Raw genomic sequence first — 18,687 nt, forward strand, 5'->3', positions numbered from 1 at the left:
ACTACAACTCTCATTACAGCATAAAGGATAGGGATATGTTAAAAGAATTAATTAACAATTTTGCGTTATTAACAAGCTTCTTATTCTTTGGAAATTTATTTTTCCGGAAATATGAACGTTACCTAAAAAAACATATATTCATTTATCGGGTAATGAACGGTTTAATGCTGGGTCTGTTTGGCATTCTGTTAATGATGACCGGTTTATGGGTCCGTGGGCACTTTGTGGTCGATCTGCGCCAATTGGCGATTATCATATCTGTTTATATGGGAGGATCGGTATCCGGTCTGCTGACCACCTTGATCATAAGCCTGTACCGTATTTACATCACAGGTGGTTGGACAGATGTTTCTCTGACTGCTACCGTCAATTGTTTCATGACATTGGGCATTTCACTTATCTTTATTCGAGAAAAAAGCCTAACACTCCGCAAGTGGATGTCGGCCGTACTTGGAGCTGCTGTAGTGTCGTTGTTATCTACTTTCTTTGTAGTTAACCCTCCTGATAATGAATCTATTATAATAATCACAACTGTTAAGTTGCTTGGCGGCCTGTTCACTTATTTTATGATGTCCTATATCAAAAAAACAGAACGGGCTGTTCATCTGCTGGAAGAAGCTGCAAATCGGGATCATTTAACCGGACTCTACAGTCCACGTGCTTTCGATGCGCTATTTGAAGAGGTCTTTCATACTTCCAAGACTACAAAACAACCCTTTGGACTCGTGATGCTGGATATTGACCACTTTAAAAATATTAATGATACGTATGGTCATTTGAACGGAGATACCGTCTTAAGCCAATTGGGAATGCTGTTAACCCGGGAATCTACAACGAGGGCGTACCCCTCCCGTAAGGGCGGAGAGGAATTTGCCATTCTGATTGGAAATTGTGATAGTCAGAAAGCAGCAAGCTTTGCCGAAAAAATTCGGAAAGCTGTGGAAAATGAACGTTTCCTTTTGAATGACGGAACCTCGATCTCTCTAACCGTATCCATCGGAGCAGGCAGTTCACCTGTCATTGCATCGAGGCACTTACTGGAAAAGTCAGATGAGGCATTATATGAAGCTAAGCGTTCAGGACGCAATCAGGTGAAACTAGCAAAACCATAGATATTAGTCGCTAAATGTCAGGAAAGCTGGATTATTGTTAATAAAAAGTGGTAAAATGGAAATAACATCGTTATCAAAAAAACTTCTGCCGCTAGTGGAGACATGCCTTACAATCGACATGGGGGGTGGGCTTTGTGAACCTCGAACAATTGGAAAAACTCATGGAAAAAGAACGCCGTGAACTGAATCGCATGGCTGACTTACACGGATTAAAAGATGAACGTGTATTGGACAAATCCTCCAGACTTGACCGTATTATGGACAAGTACCTTCACACCAAGCGTGCAATAAACCAAACACACTCATAGAAGCAAGCTACATCGCTGCCCCTCAGGGCAGCTTTTTTATGATGTAAGCAGTATTCGTCCTCCTTCGGTACACATCTGCACCGTTACTCACCTTCTCGCAGACTGACTACTTCCCGCCATATTCCGTCCGCAACAATTGCTGTGTGAACGATATCCATTCTCTGGCGGCAAAGGACAGATAACGATCGTTCCGCCAGATCATCCCCAAATGCCAAGGAATGACGGGTTCCACCAATGGAAGAACACGCAAGCGCTCAGAATCCAGATCTCGGCAAATGGCCTCCGGCAACAGAGCTACCCCCAGATTTGCAGCAACCATTTCGCTAATCAGATCCCATTGTGAGCTTTCGTAGACTACACGCGGCTGAAAGCCAGCACGGACACATTCGGCAATGATACGGTCATGCAGCGTAAAATCCTCACGGAACAGTACAAACGCCTCCTCCGCTAACGCAGATAACGGTACCTCCTTGCACTCTGCCAATGCATGCGTAGGATGAACGAGCAAATTCAGCTTTTCCTCCACAAACAGAAATGTCTCAAACATATCTCCAACCGCAGGCAGCACAATCACCCCGATATCCAACGCTCCGGCTTCTACGTCCTGTTCCACTTTCTTCGCCCCGTCCTCAAATAATTGAATGGTCACATCAGGATATGCCTTATGAAATTCTCCAATGACACGCGGAAAAAAGCTCGATCCGACCATAGGGGGCAAGCCAATACGGATATGTCCTTTTTTCAGGTTCATCAAATCACTCAGCTCCGAGGACAGGCTCTGAAAGGACTTTACAATCGCTTGTGCTTGAAGCTCAATTACCTTTCCCGCATCCGTCAGTTCGATTCTTTTGCCAATTCGGTCGAACAAAGCGACCCCCAGTTCATCTTCCAGACTTTTAATCGTCTTACTGATCGTCGGCTGGGTAATAAACATGCTCTGGGCTGCCTTTGTAAAGCTACGCAATCGCGCGACTTCCAAAAAATATTGTAAATGTCGGATATCCAAACCTACACCTTCTCCCATAGACAAACGGAATAGATTACATTCTTTATATGCATTTTACTCATGAAAGCTTGTGATGTAAAATTTCATTACAGTTTGAAAATAACCGATCTCAAAGATAGGAGCCATTATATATGAAAAGCTTCATACGCGGTGTCCTCCAGATCGCCGTCCTGATGGCCTTTTCGCTCATCCTGAACGCGGTAGTCTCCTGGCTCCACCTGCCTGTACCCGGTAGTATCATTGGTATGCTGATCCTTTTTATTCTGCTGCAAACCGGCTTGGTCCGGCTAAGCTGGATTGAAGTTGGCGCAAACTGGTTGCTGGCCGAGCTGCTATTATTCTTTATTCCCTCCGCTGTCGGCGTTATGAATTATTGGCCGATGCTGGAACACGATGGTATGAGCATCATGCTGGTCGTGTTGCTCGGCACCTTTCTGGTGATGGCCTGCACAGGTATGGTCGCCAGTCTGCTTGGTAAACGAAAGGAGCATAAATCATCATGACCGGTCTTCTATGTATTATATTGACACTCGCTATTTACTGGATGGCCAAACGCATGTACCGCACACTGCCCAAGGTGTATTTGTCTCCATTGCTCATTACACCTGTTGTTATCATTTTGATTTTGACGCTGACGGGTGTGAACTACCGTTCTTATAATTCGGGCGCCCACTTGCTGTCCATGCTGCTACAGCCAGCTACGATTGCATTTGCTGTCCCTTTGTACCGATATTTCCCTGTGTTAAAAAAACATGCTACACAAATCGTGCTTAGCGTGCTGTCTGGGTCCGTTGTAGCCGTGTTGTCCTCCATGGCGCTTGCCAAGTGGATGCATCTGAATTCTTCGCTGCTGAGCAGCCTGATTCCTCGCTCCATTACGACACCCATTGCGATGAATGTATCGCAAACGATTGGCGGCAATCCGACGGTCACAGCTGTATTCGTTATTCTGACCGGATTGAGCGGTCTTATTATTGGTCCGATGATTGTAAAACTGTTCCGTATTGAAAATGAAGTCTCACGTGGGGTGCTGCTCGGTACCGGTGCTCATGGTACTGGCACTTCCAAAGCCTTCGAGTTCAGTTCGCTGACGGGGACGATATCCAGCATCTCGATGGTGCTCGCCGCTCTCTTTACCTTGGCAGCCGCTCCGTTCCTGTTCCACTTGATGCTGTAAGCCATTTGTATACAAAGAAGCAGCGATTCTCTTGTTATTGAAGAATCGCTGCTTCTTTGCTTTCAGTCCATGTCTTAAAGCAATGGACGGCTCAAGGATATACATCCCTCGCGGCCTCAAATAGCTTTAACGTCGCCGGGTTTCGCCTCTACCTCTACAGGCGTTACAGCTTCATACAGGTAAGCATCCAGCTCAGCCGTATATTGTCGTTCTTGCGCGGCGCTCCAGCCTGCATGTTCGGACATTAATGCAATGGCGGGCTGTTTCCAGCGCTTCACCTCGTCAATCTGGAAGAACAGCGCCCCGGTTCGGCGTATGAAAAAATCAGACGGTGTCACCGTCATTTCCTGTTCCATCGCATACAGGAGCGGGACACGCACTTCCACAGGCAGCGCCGCTTCCTGCTCGGTAGCCTCCTTCATGCTCCGTGCCGCTATGGCAAACAGCCGCTCTGTGTTGGAGCCATAGCGAGTAGCCCATGCTCTAGCTATATCCGACGACAAACCGAGCGCAACACCTGCTGCGGTTTGCTTACCTACGTACGCGACCCAGCCCGCTGAGCCGCCTACACTGCCGCCCGAAATCGGGATATGTCTGGTGCGGCATGCCCGGAAGCTTTGCCCGTGCAAGCGTCCTAGCTCCCGTACCGCACGATCCACGACGAGTTCGGACATTTTCCGGTAGCCCGTCAGCTTGCCGCCTGCAATCGTGATCAGACCTGAACGGGATTCCCAAATTTCGTCCTTGCGTGAAATTTCCGAAGGACTTTTACCGTCTTCATAAATGAGCGGCCGTACCCCTGCCCAACTGGATTCTACATCCGTAACAGTCAGTTTCACATCCGGGAACATTCCGTTGATCGCTTGGAGCACATAGGCCCGATCTTCGGCGGTCATCCGAGGATGCGCCGTATCCCCTTCATACACCGTGTCGGTCGTACCTGCATAGGTTTTCCCATCACGTGGGATGGCAAATACCATGCGTCCATCCGGTGTATCGAAGTACACTGCCTGTTTGAGTGGAAAGCGCTCAGCATCGAACACCAGGTGAATACCTTTCGTCAGGCGTAGCACCTTGCCCTCTTTGGAGCGATCCATTTCCCGCAACGTATCTACCCATGGTCCGGCCGCATTAATAACCAGTGAAGCTCGAATTTCGTATGGCTTTCCCGTTACCCGATCCGTTACGCTTGCGCCGCTTATTCGTCCGCCGTCATACAGCAGCTTGTCAGCCTTGGCATAGTTCACCGCCAGCGCTCCTCGTGTAACAGCTTCCTTCATGACCTCAATCGTCAGGCGAGCGTCATCTGTGCGGTACTCCACGTAGCTGCCGCTCCCCTTCAGTCCATCACGCTTCAGCAAAGGCTCGCGCTCTAGCGTAGCCTGGATGTCGAGCATACGACGGCGCTCACTACGCTTAACACCAGCAAGGAAATCATATACTAGCAGCCCAACAGAGGTGGTGAATGCGTTAAACGTGCCACCCTTGTGAAAAGGAAGCAGCATTCGCTCCGGTATGGTCACATGTGGACCATTTTCGAATACGATGGCCCGCTCCTTCCCGACCTCGGCTACCATCTTAACTTCAAACTGCTTCAAATAACGAAGACCACCATGCACTAGCTTGGTCGAGCGGCTGGACGTACCTGCTGCAAAATCCTGCATCTCCACCAGTGCTGTCTTCAAACCACGATCCGCCGCATCCAGCGCAATCCCCGCCCCTGTAATGCCGCCGCCAATGATTAAAATATCAAAATGCTCATCTCCCATACGTTCCAAAACAGCGGTTCTCTCCTGCGCAGCAAATCCCTGTTCTCCCATCATGTATCCCTCCAGCTTTGTATATATTCACGATGCAATCTGCCAACTGAATCATCATAAGGTACAAAAAAAGACCACGAACATCGCTGCGGCGGATGCCGAGCGGTTCATGGTCTCTCCAAGTCTCCTGACGAGTATTAACTTATCTATATCGTAGCACACACGATACGCTATGAAAAGGGAAATCTGCCTGTTGTCAGATGGCTGACTTCTATCGTAAAACCATCCCTACTTGAACGCCATTGCGGCATGAACTGCCTTTTTCCAGCCACCATAAAGCCCAGTCCGCACGTCTTCACTCATGGACGGAGTAAAGGTATGATCACTCTGAGCATATCCCCGGACTTCATCCAGACTGCTCCAAAACCCAACTGCCAGTCCCGCTAAATACGCCGCACCGAGTGCAGTTGTCTCGTTCACAGCAGGTCGTTCTACAGGCAGATCGAGAATATCGCTCTGGAACTGCATCAGGAACTCGTTCATCACTGCACCTCCATCTACACGCATTGAACGCACAGGTACACCCGAATCGCTCGCCATGGCAGTTAGGACATCTTTAGTCTGGTAGGCCAGCGATTCCAGTACCGCTCGTATAAAGTGCTCCTTGGTCGTTCCCCGCGTCAAACCAAATGTCGCACCGCGCACGTCACTGTCCCAATACGGGCTGCCCAGACCCACAAAGGCCGGGACAAAATATACCCCTTCCGTCGAGGTCACACGCGCCGCATACGCTTCACTATCTTTGGCTTCGCGGAACATACGCAACCCATCACGCAGCCACTGAATAGCAGATCCGGCTACAAAAATGCTGCCCTCCAGCGCATACTTCACCTGACCATTCAGCCCCCATGCAATCGTCGTAATCAGTCCATGCTCCGAGTCACAGGGTTCATCTCCGGTATTCATCAGCATAAAGCATCCCGTACCGTAAGTATTTTTAATCATGCCCTTGTCAAAGCATCCCTGACCGAACAGAGCTGCTTGCTGATCACCCGCCGCTCCGGCAATAGGAATTTCCTGTCCAAAAAAGTGATAATCCACCGTATGCGCATATATCTCAGAAGATGATCTCACCTCTGGTAGCATAGACGCCGGAACGCCGAGAATATCCAGCAGCTCCTCATCCCATTTTAGCTCATAAATGTTGTACATGAGTGTGCGGGCCGCATTGGAGTAGTCCGTTACATGTGCTTTACCACCAGACAATCTCCAGATTAGCCAGGTATCAATCGTACCCAACAGCAAATCCCCGCGCTCCGCTTGAGCTCGTGCCCCTTCGACGTTGTCGAGTATCCATTTGATCTTGGTGCCAGAAAAGTAGGGATCAATGAGCAGTCCCGTTTTGCTATGAAAAATATGATCAAATCCACGGCTTTTCAATTCCTCGCAGATCCCGGCTGTTTGCCGTGACTGCCATACCAGTGCATGATATACAGGCAGACCCGTATGTTTATCCCACACCACTACGGTTTCCCGTTGATTCGTAATACCAATCCCGGCAATTTGGCTGGCTTTCACACCTGATTCCGACAAGCAGGAGGCGATGACGGCCAAAATAGAGCTCCATATCTCATTTGCATTTTGCTCTACCCACCCCGGCTGGGGAAAATACTGTGGGAACTCCCGTTGTGCCTTGTATACCACTTTTCCCTGCCGATCAAACAAGATGGCCCGCGAACTGGTTGTGCCCTGATCCAAGGCAAGAATGTATTGCTCCATTGTTTTCCAGCCTCCTTGCATATTTATGTATTGTTGCCCACTTGATTCAAATAAAAGCTATTGCTTATAATGCTCGAACAGTTGTTTATTGGAGGTCGTAACTGCTGTAGCTCCCGCAGCCAACGCCGCTTCCACATCCTCAGGGGTGCGAATAAGTCCGCCCGCCAAAATAGGAATGCCCGTGCGCTCGCTGACCTCCTTAATCATCGGCGGAACAACACCGGGCAGCACCTCAATATAATCAGGTCGTGTTTTTTCCACCAGCGCGTAGCTTTTTTCCAGCGCAATCGTATCGAGCAGGAACACCCGCTGTACAGCAAGAATCCCCTTCTTTTTAGCGGTTGCAATCACCCCGGATCGGGTCGAAATAATCCCAAATGGCTTAATTTCCTGACACAAATATTCAGCCGCATACTCGTCATTCTTCAAGCCTTGCACCAGATCGGCATGCAGGAGCATTTGCTTGCTGCGACTTCTAGCCATCTGGTACAGGTTGCGCAGCTGCGCTACATGCGTATCCAGAAAAACAGCATACTCATAAGAACTGTCCAAAATACCCTCCAGCTGCTTCATATGCTTAGCTGCAGGTAAAATGCGTTGTCCCTGAAATGGCATGGATATCCCCCTTTAGGCTGAATGTCGGTCAAACTCGTTCAAATTTTATATTATCACTCTGTTGGACGAACGTGAAGCGGTTTCATTGCAGATATGTATAAAGGCTGCCTTCCCTGCAATAGATGTCAGCAGGAAGAAGACAGCCTAATCGTTCAAAGGAACTGGATCAAATCACACGATGGCACCCTTAAAATGCTCCATAGTGTACTAGCTCTCAAACCCTTGGCGCAGCCATGAGGTAGCGAGCGTGATCGCACCGCGCTTGGCCGCGGTTTCCGACAATGGGTTCAGCATCACAAAGTCGTGGATGATGCCCTGAAAGCGTGCAGCGGTTACCTCTACCCCTGCTTCACGCAGCTTGTTCGCATAGGCCTCACCTTCATCGCGCAGCACATCGGCCTCGCCTGTAATGACCAGCGCACGCGGTAGCCCTTTGAGCTGTTCTGTGGTGGCACGTAACGGGGACGCCGTAATCTGCGCTCGTTCATTGGGATCTGTCGTATATTGATCCCAAAACCATTGCATTCCTTCGCGGCTCAGGAAATATCCTGTGGCGAACTCCTGGTAGGATTCCGTGTCAAAGGAAGCGTCCGTCACCGGATAAAATAACAACTGCTGCCGGATGGCAGGACCACTGCGTTCTTTGGCCAGCAGCGTTACGGCCGCGGTCATGTTACCGCCGACACTGTCTCCGGCTATCGTCAGCGTATCGGGCTTCAGTCCATGCTCGCGCCCATGCTGTGCCACCCATTGAACGACCGCGTAAATTTCCTCAATCGCCGTCGGATATTTAGCTTCAGGTGACAAGCTGTATTCCGGGAATACAACGGCTGCCTGTGAGCCGACTGCCAATTCACGAATCAGACGATCATGCGTGTGGGCATTACCGAATACCCAGCCTGCTCCGTGAATATATACAATGACCGGCAGATCACTTGTCACTTGTTGTGGACGAACAATTCTGACCTTTACCTCACCGCCAGGCCCACCTGGAATAGTTAGATCTTCTACATCTGCAGCAGGTTTGTCTGCTGGACCAGATTGAACCTCATTGACTGTTTCACGTCCTTTTTCAGGACCCAAATCATATAGAAACGGAGGTTTGGCATTATCGTCTGCAAATTTCTGTGCTGCCGGTTCAAGCTGTACTTTTTTACTCATATCGATTCACTCTTCCCTTCTTATCTGTGGTTTACATATATCCAATATGGCTTAAGTTTGCTCATTCAGTTTCACCTTATATATTTAAACGAGTTCCTCTCTTTCCAATCGGAGGACTTTAGTTTGCCCAACAGAAGAGCTTGACTTTTATTTTGTATTGTAACTATAATAGTTACATATTAAAGTTCGTAAATGCACTGGGTACACTTACGATCAAACGAATGAATCATCCACATCATATTTATAGGAGGCTATCTATTATGAAAATTGCAGTTATTGGTGCAACCGGTAAAGCAGGAAGTAATATCGTAAAAGAAGCATTAGACAGAGGGCATGAAGTAACCGCCATCGTCCGTGACTCGGCTAAAGTAACAGAAAATCGTGCTACTGTAGTACAAAAAGACGTTTTTGATCTGAAAACAGATGATCTGAAAGGCTTTGACGTAGTCGTTAATGCATTTGCCGCTCCACTCGGACAAGAGCATCTGCATGTCGATGCAGGTAACGTACTAATTGAAGGCCTGCGTAATGTATCCGGTACTCGCCTGATTGTCGTAGGTGGTGCAGGCAGCTTGTTCACTGACGAATCCCAAACACTTTTGGTAAAAGATGCTCCCGGCTTCCCTGATTTCGTATATCCAACAGCAAATAACCAAGGAAAAAACCTGGAAATTTTGCGTGGTACCAGCGACCTGAACTGGACTTTCATTAGTCCTTCTGCGGAATTTGCTCTGGGTAAACGCACAGGCTCTTACCAAGTGGGAAAAGACACACTGTTGGTTAATTCCAAAGGTGCAAGCTATGTCAGCTATGAAGATTATGCGGTTGCCGTAGTGGACGAAATCGAAAAACCACAACATCTGAACCAACGTTTCACTGTCGTATCTGAGTCCTAATTACTGTATTCTCGCAGCACATTTAGCATAAAAAAGACCCTTCGCCCATTCTCTCATGCTGCACGCTATGAGAAATTGAACCCGAAGGGTCTTTTTATTATGACCTGTTGATACTCTCGTTATGACTTGTCAGTGCTGACCTTCTTTTCTGTATCGTGAGCGGAAGTCTCCCTCTTATCGCTAAAACACAGCTTGAGGATCGGAGGCGAAGCCAAAGTCGTCAGAATGATGGCAATGATCACCGATGTAAAATATTGCTGTGCCAACAGACCCGACTGTAGACCGGTAGCTGCGATAATAAGTGCGACCTCGCCGCGAGATATCATCCCGGAGCCAATCGCAAGGGCAGAACGGTTATCGAAGCCCGTCAGCCGCGCCCCGAGTCCTCCCCCGATTAGCTTTGTCACCAGCGCAATCAGTGTCAAAACAACAACAAATCCGAGCTGCTGCCCTACTCCCTCAAAGGAAACATTTAATCCGATGCTGACAAAAAATACAGGAACAAAAATGGAATAAGCGATGGGTTCCACCTTTTCTTCTACGGCGTGCTTAAAGCTGGTTTGTGCAATGGCAATCCCGGCCGCAAAGGCTCCGATAATCCCTGCCATCCCCAACATATCCGCAAAATACGCAAATCCAAAGCAAATAATCAACGCAGTCGTGATGACCGCTTCAGTCACCTTGAGCGGAGCAAGTATTTTCATAATCCATGGAACAACGAACCAGCCCCCCAGAATAGCTACGACGAAGAAAACTAGCTTTTTGCCAACAAGAAGTCCCAGCGAAGTTTCTCCACCCATACCGAATATACTCATTACTACCGCTAGCAGCACCACGACAAGCACATCATCCAGCACTGCCGCACCCAAAATGGTTGAGCCTTCCCGGGTATTCAGCTTATTCATATCCTTGAGTACCTGTACCGTAATGCTTACCGAGGTAGCACTCAGAATAATTCCTAGAAACCAGCCTTCATGCACCGAGAATCCAAAGGCTTCCCCTACACCAAAACCGCAAATTAACGGTAAAATAATACCTCCAACCGCCACAGCTACCGCAGGCTTCCAGTTACGCCGAAGTTGATCCAGATCCGTCTCCAGTCCAGCAATGAACATCAGCAGCAGCACGCCGATTTCAGACATATCATGAATCAGCGAATCATTCTGAACCCATCCCAATACGGCTGGGCCCAGGACAATTCCTGCGATCAGCTTTCCCAACACCGCTGGTTGACCGAGCTTGACGGACAAATGACCCGCGACTTTTGTGAACAGTAGAATCAGCAGAAGATATAGTATAAATTGCATAGGCTGATAACCTCCTTTTTATTTAATCCTTGAACTCATTTGCGCATAACCCACAATATTGAAGATACTGATAATCATAAAATGCTAAACAAACGTGCAAAATATGTGTCTGACCTGAAACAAACGGCTCGCAAAATAAAAAGGGAAACCCGAAATACAGCACAGGTTCCCCTAAAAAAGACATAAAGGAGCCTTGGTGACAGGCTCCTCCAGTAAATTCATATATTCTTTTAATGTTGTCGGTCATACTTGCGCAAACGAGCAATTTTATCTATTAATTATATCTCTTCTGCAAACCCGTGTAAACGTGTTGAATCAATTTTCTGTTTTTTTCACATAGCGGTCGCGGTATTCGTGGTCCAGCATACTCATCAGAATCGAATCATGGTATTCATAATTGTAGAATAAAGCATCCCGCTGCACACCTTCACGCTGAAAGCCTACTTTTTCATAGCAACGAATGGCGCGTTCATTAAAATCAAATACATTCAGCTCAATCCGATGCAGATTACAGATACCGAATCCGTAACCCAGCATGAGTACAAGCGCTTCGGTGCCGTAGCCTTTCCCCTGATTTCCCTGCTCATTGATCGCAATACGGATGTTGGCACTGCGGTTTAGGCTGTCCATATCCTGCAGGGCTATATCCCCAATGACACGATCATCTTCGATAAGCGCAATCAACAGCAACAGGCTTGAGGTGTCCTGTCCTTTAGCTTCAATATAACGGGCAATTTGATCCTTGGTAAAGCTGCGTTGTGTGCCTGTCAGCCTCCGCACATCCTGATGGAACAATGTATTATAGTATAGCTCGGTGTCCTCTACGTTAACGGGACGCAAGTACACCCGTGATCCTTCAAGTAACCGTGCCACAGGCTCTGAGGCTGAAGTTTGTTGAGTCATCATGATCTCTCCCATGCTAATAATATAAATGACGAAAATCAAAGCAAATTATTGCGCAAGTTTGACTACGCAAGGTCTGCATTTTGCTCCGTAGTCAGGCTAGAATCAGCGAGGGACTCGCGCCAAATTACGGATTGAAGCAGCAGGCCTGCCAAACCCAAGATTCCAACAGTCATCCCGATCCAGACAAAAGCCGTTCCCGCCCCTGCTATTCGGATTAATACTCCCCCTGCAAGCGGGCAAACGACCATGATTGCTCCAATCACGGTACTTTGGATACCAAAGACGCGCCCCACCATATCAGCAGGGGTTTTGGCTTGTAATATATAATTCTGGGTGATAATGTACAGGCCGTTGCCCACGCCCAGCACGGCCCCGATCATAAGCAGTACGGGCAATCCTGTTCCGGGTTGTGCCCAGCCTAAAGCAGCAATAGCTCCGCCAACCAGCACATATCCACCACCGAGCCCCCAGCCTGCGCTTATGCGATTCAAGCGATTAAGCACAAGCATGCAGCCGACGGCGCCAGCACCAATGGCTGAAACCAGCCAGCCAAGCAGTGATTCATTACCCGGAGCGAGCACTCGCAGCAATGTAGGGAACTGGTAGTCGATCATGAGAATGGCGATCAAGCCGAAAAGTCCGAATATAAGCGTATGCAAAAGCATTCGACTGCGCCATAAGAACGCCCAGCCCTCGCGCCATTGGTTGAAAAAACGAGATGCGTGGACATGCTCCTCCCGCATTTTGGCTTCATCAGCCTCAGGCGCTGTATGCGCAGCCGACTTTCCTTGCTGCCCAGCTGCAACTGCTTGTTGGTCTGTGCTGACCAGCGTGGGACCGATTCCCCGCAGCGGCCACAGCAACAGGCCGGAACAGAGACGCAGCAATGCATTGAGAATAATGCATGCCTGAGGGGACAACACAGTCAAGGTCATAGCGCCCAGTAATGGCCCCGCCACTTTGGAGGCCTGATTGACCAGCCCATTTAGTGAGGTCGCCCGAAACAGGTCGTCGCTGGCGACTACCGTGCGGGTCAAACCTTGCTGTGAAGGCATTTGGAATACGCCAGCCGCCGCGCGCAGACCGAGCAAAGGCAGCAGCCACGCCGGGCCCGGGACGGCGAGAATCGCCAGCGTCAATAAGGCAATAGCTGCATCGCAGACGATCATCAGCTGGGCCTTGTGCACCCGGTCGGCTAACGTGCCCGCGATGGAACCCAGCAGCAGACCCGGTAGGGCCATCACTACCGGAATCAGCGCAATCATCATAGGGTCGGCTTCCCAGCGATAGGCAACGAGCACCTGAATGGCGATAGCATCAAACCAATCGCCAAAGGAGGCAGCCGTGTGCGCCGCAAACATCCGCCGAAAACGGCCATTGCGCCAAATGCTAGGCGTGGATTGCAGTTCTTTCTTTTCCTTCATTATCTACTCACCCTGCTCTCATTTTCAGCTTCTTTTAGCAATAAGAACATTCTAGCGGGTCTATATCAGAGGAAAATCAGACAGCTAAAAACATCAGACAACAGAAAGTGTTTGCTCCAACCAGCGCCTTAGCGCCTGACGATGCAGTGTTAAACTGTTGTCCCGGTCAAGCCGATCATATTGAGCCGCATATTTCTCTTCCAGCGTGGGATAGGTGCCACAGAGCTTCAAAAAACCGCGGATTTGGCAGACCACTTTGATTTTTAGCAATTCCTGTTTAGCCATATCAAGGGTATCCAGCCCTTCATCCATAAGCCGCTCGGCGTTGTTCACATCTCCAGTACGCAAAAGCATAAGTCCGCACATCATGCGATAACGGCCCAGTTCGCGTAAATATGGAGCCTCCGACAGCATGCCTTCCAGACGATCAGACAGTTCCGCAGCCTTTTCCATATGATTGGAAACCAGATGCATGTACATCTTCATCAGTGCAACAGGCATCACAAATTTATCGAGATTATCCCGTTCCATTACCCTCAAGGTTAGTGGTAGACCTTCCTGTGCGCGTTCAGGTTCTCCATTTTCCACATAAGCCTCCAAGATGTTGAGAATGCGTAATTCCCGTTCCTGTTCACTGGACAGCAACCTGCTGGAAAGCGCACACTCACATAGAGCAATCCCCTCATCCGTTACCCCTGCTGTGCCCGTAAATAGCAGCAACATCCAATACAATCGGTCTACAGGGGCAAAATCCTCCCGCTCCAAGAACCAGGACACATCCGCCTGTACAAAACGGGTATACATTTGATAAAAGGCGGACATTTGAAAACCCATCTGCTCCTGCTGGGCAGCCAGCGCTACGATGGAATTCCCCTGCCCCAACAGCTGGTATTTCCGGAAAAGTCCATGTACGGCGTCCTGCACCTCCTGATCGAGCAAGGACGGATGATTCTGTGGCTGCACGTCAGTCAAGGTCAAGCTGTAGCCATACCCTCTGACCGTATGAATACGGAGCCCACCCCATGACTTAAGTTTTTTGCGCAATCTATAGATATGATCATCCACCGTACGTTCCACCGGATACTCCAGCGGCCACACACGATCCAGCAGTTGTTCCCGGGTGAACACCTGATTCCGGTTATCGTACAGAAAGCGCAACAGCGCAAATTCTTTAGCCAACAACATAACACGATCTGCATTACAGACCACACTGTAGCCATCTGCATCAAATTGCAGCCTGATCATCCACCTCGCCTCCGACATATCGTTTCTTAGCTGCACCCAGCCCTATAAACATAAGCAACACACTCAGACACAAGAGCAGCAGCAGCGGGATTGTCCAGCCTTGCGTCGCATCATGCAGATAACCGAACAGCGTCGGTCCTGTTGCTGCTAGCAAATAACCAAAGGATTGTGCCATACCAGACAGCTCTGCTGCCTGCTGCGGTGTCCGCGTCCGCAGATTAAAGAACATCATCACTAACGGGAAAGCAAAACCACCCGCTATACCGATACAAATGACCCAAATCACACTCCACTGTGTAGCCCCAAGCAGAAATCCACCCAAACCGATAAAATACAGCGCAGCCATAATTAGAACCAATACCCGCTGATCCTTCACCCGCGCTGCCCAAATAGGCACAATAAAAGTAAATGGCATTTGTGAAAACTGCAGCGCGGACAGCATCCATCCCGCAGTCTCTGAATCCATCCCCTGTCCGCTCATCATTTCGGGAAACCAAGCGGCAGGAACATAGAACAGGGCAGATTGCAGCCCCATAAACAGCGTCACCTTCCAAGCCAAAGACGATGTATACACATTCACGGTTCGCGCGGACACTGCCGCTTTATTGGCTGTTTTGCGGGCCTTAAGGAGTTGGGGCACCCAGAGTAAGATTCCTACGACACCTACAATCGCCCATATTCCCAAAGCACCGCGCCAGCCCATACCTCCGTTCAGAGCCAGCGGTATACTCAGCCCGGATGCTGTTGCAGCAACCACATTCATGGATACTGAGTATACGCCGGTCATCAGTCCGCTGTTGCGAGGAAACTCCTCTTTGATCAGACTGGGCAGCAACACATTACACACGGCAATAGCCAGTCCCAGCATGGCGGTCCCGACAAATAATGCGGTCACCCCCAGCGTTGAGCGCACCACAATACCTGCGGTCAACAGCAGCAAGGCTGCAAAAATAATAAGAGATGACCCGAAGCGGCGCGACAGTTTAGCTACAAAAGGCGACAACAGGGCAAAAGCCAGCAACGGCAATGTCGTTAATAGGCCACTCAGTGTATTCGAAATATGCAAAGAATCCTTAATCAAACCGATAAGAGGTCCTACCGAGGTAATCGAGGCGCGCAGATTGGCACCTACCAGAATGATCCCTATGGCAAGCACCCAAGGACCGGCATGCCACAAAGATTTGTATACCAAAGCTCGTTGGTGTTGCTGTGAACTCATCTCTCCATTCTCCTATCTATCTGTGTTATGCTCAAAGGCTCCAACCAAGTGTACGGTTGGAGCCTAGCAATTTTTATCTCATTAAATTATAAAGGCATTCGTGCCATATGCATAGGACGGATCGAAACAGCGCTCCAAGTCTTCAAGTTCAGCATATAGCTTCATTAAAAAATAAAAGCTGCCTGAAAGGATAGTTTCCTTTTGAGGCAGCTTTCAGTTCATAAACTTCGATGCGACCAGCGCTGCTTAACGTACCAGCCAGCCGCCGTCCACCGCCAAGATATGACCGTTCATGTAGTCGGAACCCTGACTAGCGAGGAAAACCACAACTCCCATCAAATCAGACGGATCGCCCCAACGACCCGCAGGAATACGCGACAAGATTTCTTGATTGCGACTTTCATCCGCACGGATTGGAGCTGTATTTGCCGTAGCAATATAACCCGGCGCAATCGCATTAATCTGAACGTTATGAACCGCCAGCTCATTCGCAAATGCCTTGGTCAAACCAGCTACCGCATGCTTGCTCGCTGTATACGGCGGAACGAATTTGCCACCCTGAAAAGCAAGCATAGAAGCGACATTGATAATCTTCCCGCTTTTTTGCTCTACCATCACCTTTGCCACTTCCTGGCTCAGGTGATATACGGCATTCAGGTTAATCTCCATGACAGCGTCCCAATCCTCATCTTTATACTCCAGCAGAGGGGCGCGACGAATCGTACCTGCATTGTTTACAAGGATATCAATTTTACCGAATTCATTGACGCATTCTTCTACAATTTTCTTAATGGATTCTTTCTCTGTCAGATCAGCCTGATAAAAGGCAACCTTCACACCCGTTGGCTCCAGCAAACGTCTTGTTTCTTCATATTCATCATTGTTAGCTACAATGAACAGATTTGCACCTGCTTTGGCCAAAGCTACGGAATATCCTTGACCCAAACCAGTGTTGCCTCCTGTTACAATCGCCGTTTTACCTTTTAGACTGAAAAAATCCAATGAAAAATTGTCCAGACCCATGCCTACGCCTCCATCACAAATTAGTATAAAAACCTATAATTCCTGAAGCCTATAGCGCTGCGCGTACTTCCTTATATTTAGCTACATAACGTGCTGCATTTTCTGTGATCAAGTCGTAGCGACCTTCCTTGGCTGGAGCCGTCAAATTACCCCCAATTCCCACGGCTACACATCCGTTACGCAGCCAGGTTTCCATATTGTCCAGATCAACGCCACCAGTTGGCATAATCTGTACATGAGGCATTGGACCTCTGACAGCCTTAACAAAGTCCGCCCCCATCGCACTGCCTGGGAACAACTTCACGACATCGCTACCCAATTTCATGGCTTCCTTAATCTCATTCAGCGTCATACAGCCGGGCATATAAGGAATCGCGTACAAATTGCATAGCTTCGCTGTTTCTTCTTCAAAAGAAGGACTCACGACAAACTCTGCTCCGGCTAGAATAGCAATTCTTGCCGTCAGTGACTCCAGTACCGTTCCTGCACCAATCACTGCCCGATCCTTAAATTCGTCTCTCAATCTTCGAATGACCTGATCCGCATCCGGCGTCGTAAACGTAAGCTCAATATTATCCAAGCCGCCTTCAATGCAGGCTTTAGACATTAGATATGCTTCCTCCGCCGTGTTTCCCCGAATGACTGCGACGACACCTACTGAAGTGATATGTTCCAAAACTTTCTTTTTCGTCATGTTCCTGATCCTTTCCACGAATGGGATGACCATGTACCCTCAGCCACTTGCAGGTTCACGCTCCAATACACTGATTGGATTAACGCAACTCGCTCATGGCAACCTGATCCATGTCTTTATATGTTTTATTTTCACCGGCCATGCCCCAAATGAAGGTATAGCTGCCCGTAGCCGCACCGCAGTGGATAGACCAAGGTGGAGAAATAACGGCTTCATCATTTTTCATCACCAGATGGCGCGTTTCGTTCGGTTCACCCATCAGGTGGAACATTCTCGCATTCTCATCCAGTTCAAAGTAGAAATACACTTCCATCCGACGGTCATGAACATGTGTCGGCATGGAGTTCCACACACTGCCGTTCTCCAACGTCGTCATCCCCATAACCAATTGGCAACTTTGAATGCCTTCATCATGGATAAAGCGACGCAACGTACGGTTGTTAGCTGTTTCCTGCGAACCCAGACTTTCAGACGGTACATCGGCAAAAGACTGCTTCGTCGTCGGATACGTGGTATGAGCCAGGGCCGAAACGATATAAAATTTCGCAGGCTTTTCACTGGAATCGCTTTCAAAGATCAACTCCTTGCCCCCTCTGCCTACATAGAGACAGTCTTTTGTGGCCAGCTCGTAAGTTTCACCATCCACCTTGACCGTACCGCTGCCGCCGACATTAAAAATGCCCAGTTCGCGGCGCTCCAGGAAAGTTTCTGCTTTGATTTGATCGTTACCTTCCAGCGCAACAGATTTATTCACGGGATAAATGCCCCCGATAATGACACGATCTTCATGCGTATAGACCAGCTTTACCTCCTCAGGTACAAACAGTTCCTGGATCAAATAGTGCTGACGCAACTCTTCAGTCGTAAAATGCTTGGCATGTTCGGGATGAGTTGAATAACGCATTTCCATAAAAACATTCCTCCTGTTTAGATAAACTTTTTTATCAACGGAATTGTTATAAAAGCGGTTTCTAACTCTACTTCTTAGCTAGAATTGTAATAATTATCTAAGAGGGTGTCAACCCAAAACTTCACTATTCCTAGAAAAACCCTTA

Annotated in this window: 18 protein-coding genes; 5 read left to right on the top strand and 13 right to left on the bottom strand. The window is 48.7% G+C overall.

Features of this window, described 5'->3' with window-relative positions:
* The first annotated feature begins 35 nt into the window (after nucleotides 1-35).
* The gene (locus ACUYLD_RS12620) at nucleotides 36-1,112 is read left to right on the top strand and encodes a GGDEF domain-containing protein (protein ID WP_254328160.1); all 1,077 of its coding nucleotides are present in this window, start codon (nucleotides 36-38) and stop codon (nucleotides 1,110-1,112) included.
* A gap of 134 nt (nucleotides 1,113-1,246) precedes the next feature.
* On the top strand, nucleotides 1,247-1,420 hold the full coding sequence (locus tag ACUYLD_RS12625) for an aspartyl-phosphate phosphatase Spo0E family protein (RefSeq protein WP_013312483.1): 174 nt from the start codon (nucleotides 1,247-1,249) through the stop codon (nucleotides 1,418-1,420).
* 106 nt (nucleotides 1,421-1,526) lie between these two features.
* Here the strand turns inward: ACUYLD_RS12625 and cidR are convergent, their stop codons facing one another.
* Nucleotides 1,527-2,426 carry a cidABC operon transcriptional activator CidR gene (gene cidR, locus ACUYLD_RS12630; protein ID WP_446675204.1) on the bottom strand — a complete coding sequence of 300 codons (900 nt, stop codon included), beginning with the start codon at nucleotides 2,424-2,426 and terminating at the stop codon, nucleotides 1,527-1,529.
* A 131-nt stretch (nucleotides 2,427-2,557) separates the two neighbouring features.
* On the opposite strand from cidR, the gene ACUYLD_RS12635 reads away from it, so the two are divergent.
* Together ACUYLD_RS12635 and ACUYLD_RS12640 are read left to right on the top strand one after the other, a co-directional pair.
* Entirely contained in the window at nucleotides 2,558-2,929 is a 372-nt protein-coding gene (locus ACUYLD_RS12635) for a CidA/LrgA family protein (RefSeq protein ID WP_013312485.1), read from the top strand.
* Nucleotides 2,926-3,603: a CidB/LrgB family autolysis modulator gene (locus ACUYLD_RS12640; protein ID WP_061830543.1), complete on the top strand. Its 678-nt coding sequence runs from the start codon at nucleotides 2,926-2,928 to the stop codon at nucleotides 3,601-3,603. Before ACUYLD_RS12635 ends, ACUYLD_RS12640 begins: the two co-directional genes overlap by 4 nt.
* Nucleotides 3,604-3,719: 116 nt before the next feature.
* On the opposite strand, the gene ACUYLD_RS12645 is transcribed toward ACUYLD_RS12640, so the two are convergent.
* The 4 genes from ACUYLD_RS12645 to ACUYLD_RS12660 form a co-directional block, all read right to left on the bottom strand.
* Entirely contained in the window at nucleotides 3,720-5,423 is a 1,704-nt protein-coding gene (locus ACUYLD_RS12645) for a glycerol-3-phosphate dehydrogenase/oxidase (protein ID WP_446675331.1), read from the bottom strand.
* Between the two features lie 228 nt (nucleotides 5,424-5,651).
* Nucleotides 5,652-7,142 carry a glycerol kinase GlpK gene (gene glpK / locus ACUYLD_RS12650; RefSeq protein WP_440723254.1) on the bottom strand — a complete coding sequence of 497 codons (1,491 nt, stop codon included), beginning with the start codon at nucleotides 7,140-7,142 and terminating at the stop codon, nucleotides 5,652-5,654.
* A gap of 57 nt (nucleotides 7,143-7,199) precedes the next feature.
* Entirely contained in the window at nucleotides 7,200-7,757 is a 558-nt protein-coding gene (locus ACUYLD_RS12655; RefSeq protein WP_023990856.1) for a glycerol-3-phosphate responsive antiterminator, read from the bottom strand.
* A 207-nt stretch (nucleotides 7,758-7,964) separates the two neighbouring features.
* The gene (locus tag ACUYLD_RS12660; protein WP_446675205.1) at nucleotides 7,965-8,918 is read right to left on the bottom strand and encodes an alpha/beta hydrolase; all 954 of its coding nucleotides are present in this window, start codon (nucleotides 8,916-8,918) and stop codon (nucleotides 7,965-7,967) included.
* Nucleotides 8,919-9,178: 260 nt separating this feature from the next.
* Here ACUYLD_RS12660 and ACUYLD_RS12665 point away from each other — a divergent pair, with 260 nt between their 5' ends.
* Nucleotides 9,179-9,814, top strand: coding sequence for an NAD(P)-dependent oxidoreductase (locus ACUYLD_RS12665; protein ID WP_209947693.1), 636 nt, complete (start codon nucleotides 9,179-9,181; stop codon nucleotides 9,812-9,814).
* Between the two features lie 119 nt (nucleotides 9,815-9,933).
* On the opposite strand, the gene ACUYLD_RS12670 is transcribed toward ACUYLD_RS12665, so the two are convergent.
* From ACUYLD_RS12670 to kduI, 8 genes are all read right to left on the bottom strand, one after another.
* On the bottom strand, nucleotides 9,934-11,121 hold the full coding sequence (locus tag ACUYLD_RS12670; RefSeq protein WP_446675206.1) for a cation:proton antiporter: 1,188 nt from the start codon (nucleotides 11,119-11,121) through the stop codon (nucleotides 9,934-9,936).
* A gap of 315 nt (nucleotides 11,122-11,436) precedes the next feature.
* The gene (locus tag ACUYLD_RS12675; protein ID WP_039271765.1) at nucleotides 11,437-12,027 is read right to left on the bottom strand and encodes a GNAT family N-acetyltransferase; all 591 of its coding nucleotides are present in this window, start codon (nucleotides 12,025-12,027) and stop codon (nucleotides 11,437-11,439) included.
* A gap of 62 nt (nucleotides 12,028-12,089) precedes the next feature.
* Nucleotides 12,090-13,451, bottom strand: coding sequence for an MFS transporter (locus tag ACUYLD_RS12680; protein WP_446675207.1), 1,362 nt, complete (start codon nucleotides 13,449-13,451; stop codon nucleotides 12,090-12,092).
* A gap of 93 nt (nucleotides 13,452-13,544) precedes the next feature.
* Nucleotides 13,545-14,696 carry a winged helix-turn-helix domain-containing protein gene (locus ACUYLD_RS12685; RefSeq protein WP_446675208.1) on the bottom strand — a complete coding sequence of 384 codons (1,152 nt, stop codon included), beginning with the start codon at nucleotides 14,694-14,696 and terminating at the stop codon, nucleotides 13,545-13,547.
* On the bottom strand, nucleotides 14,677-15,915 hold the full coding sequence (locus tag ACUYLD_RS12690; RefSeq protein ID WP_446675209.1) for a CynX/NimT family MFS transporter: 1,239 nt from the start codon (nucleotides 15,913-15,915) through the stop codon (nucleotides 14,677-14,679). Before ACUYLD_RS12690 ends, ACUYLD_RS12685 begins: the two co-directional genes overlap by 20 nt.
* A gap of 246 nt (nucleotides 15,916-16,161) precedes the next feature.
* Complete coding sequence (gene kduD, locus ACUYLD_RS12695; RefSeq protein WP_061831955.1) at nucleotides 16,162-16,938, bottom strand: 2-dehydro-3-deoxy-D-gluconate 5-dehydrogenase KduD; 777 nt, start codon at nucleotides 16,936-16,938, stop codon at nucleotides 16,162-16,164.
* Nucleotides 16,939-16,987: 49 nt separating this feature from the next.
* On the bottom strand, nucleotides 16,988-17,632 hold the full coding sequence (locus tag ACUYLD_RS12700; RefSeq protein ID WP_025683172.1) for a bifunctional 2-keto-4-hydroxyglutarate aldolase/2-keto-3-deoxy-6-phosphogluconate aldolase: 645 nt from the start codon (nucleotides 17,630-17,632) through the stop codon (nucleotides 16,988-16,990).
* Nucleotides 17,633-17,711: 79 nt separating this feature from the next.
* Nucleotides 17,712-18,542: a 5-dehydro-4-deoxy-D-glucuronate isomerase gene (kduI, locus tag ACUYLD_RS12705; RefSeq protein WP_061831956.1), complete on the bottom strand. Its 831-nt coding sequence runs from the start codon at nucleotides 18,540-18,542 to the stop codon at nucleotides 17,712-17,714.
* Between the last annotated feature and the right edge of the window lie 145 nt (nucleotides 18,543-18,687).

The organism is Paenibacillus sp. SER-28, from assembly GCF_052906305.1.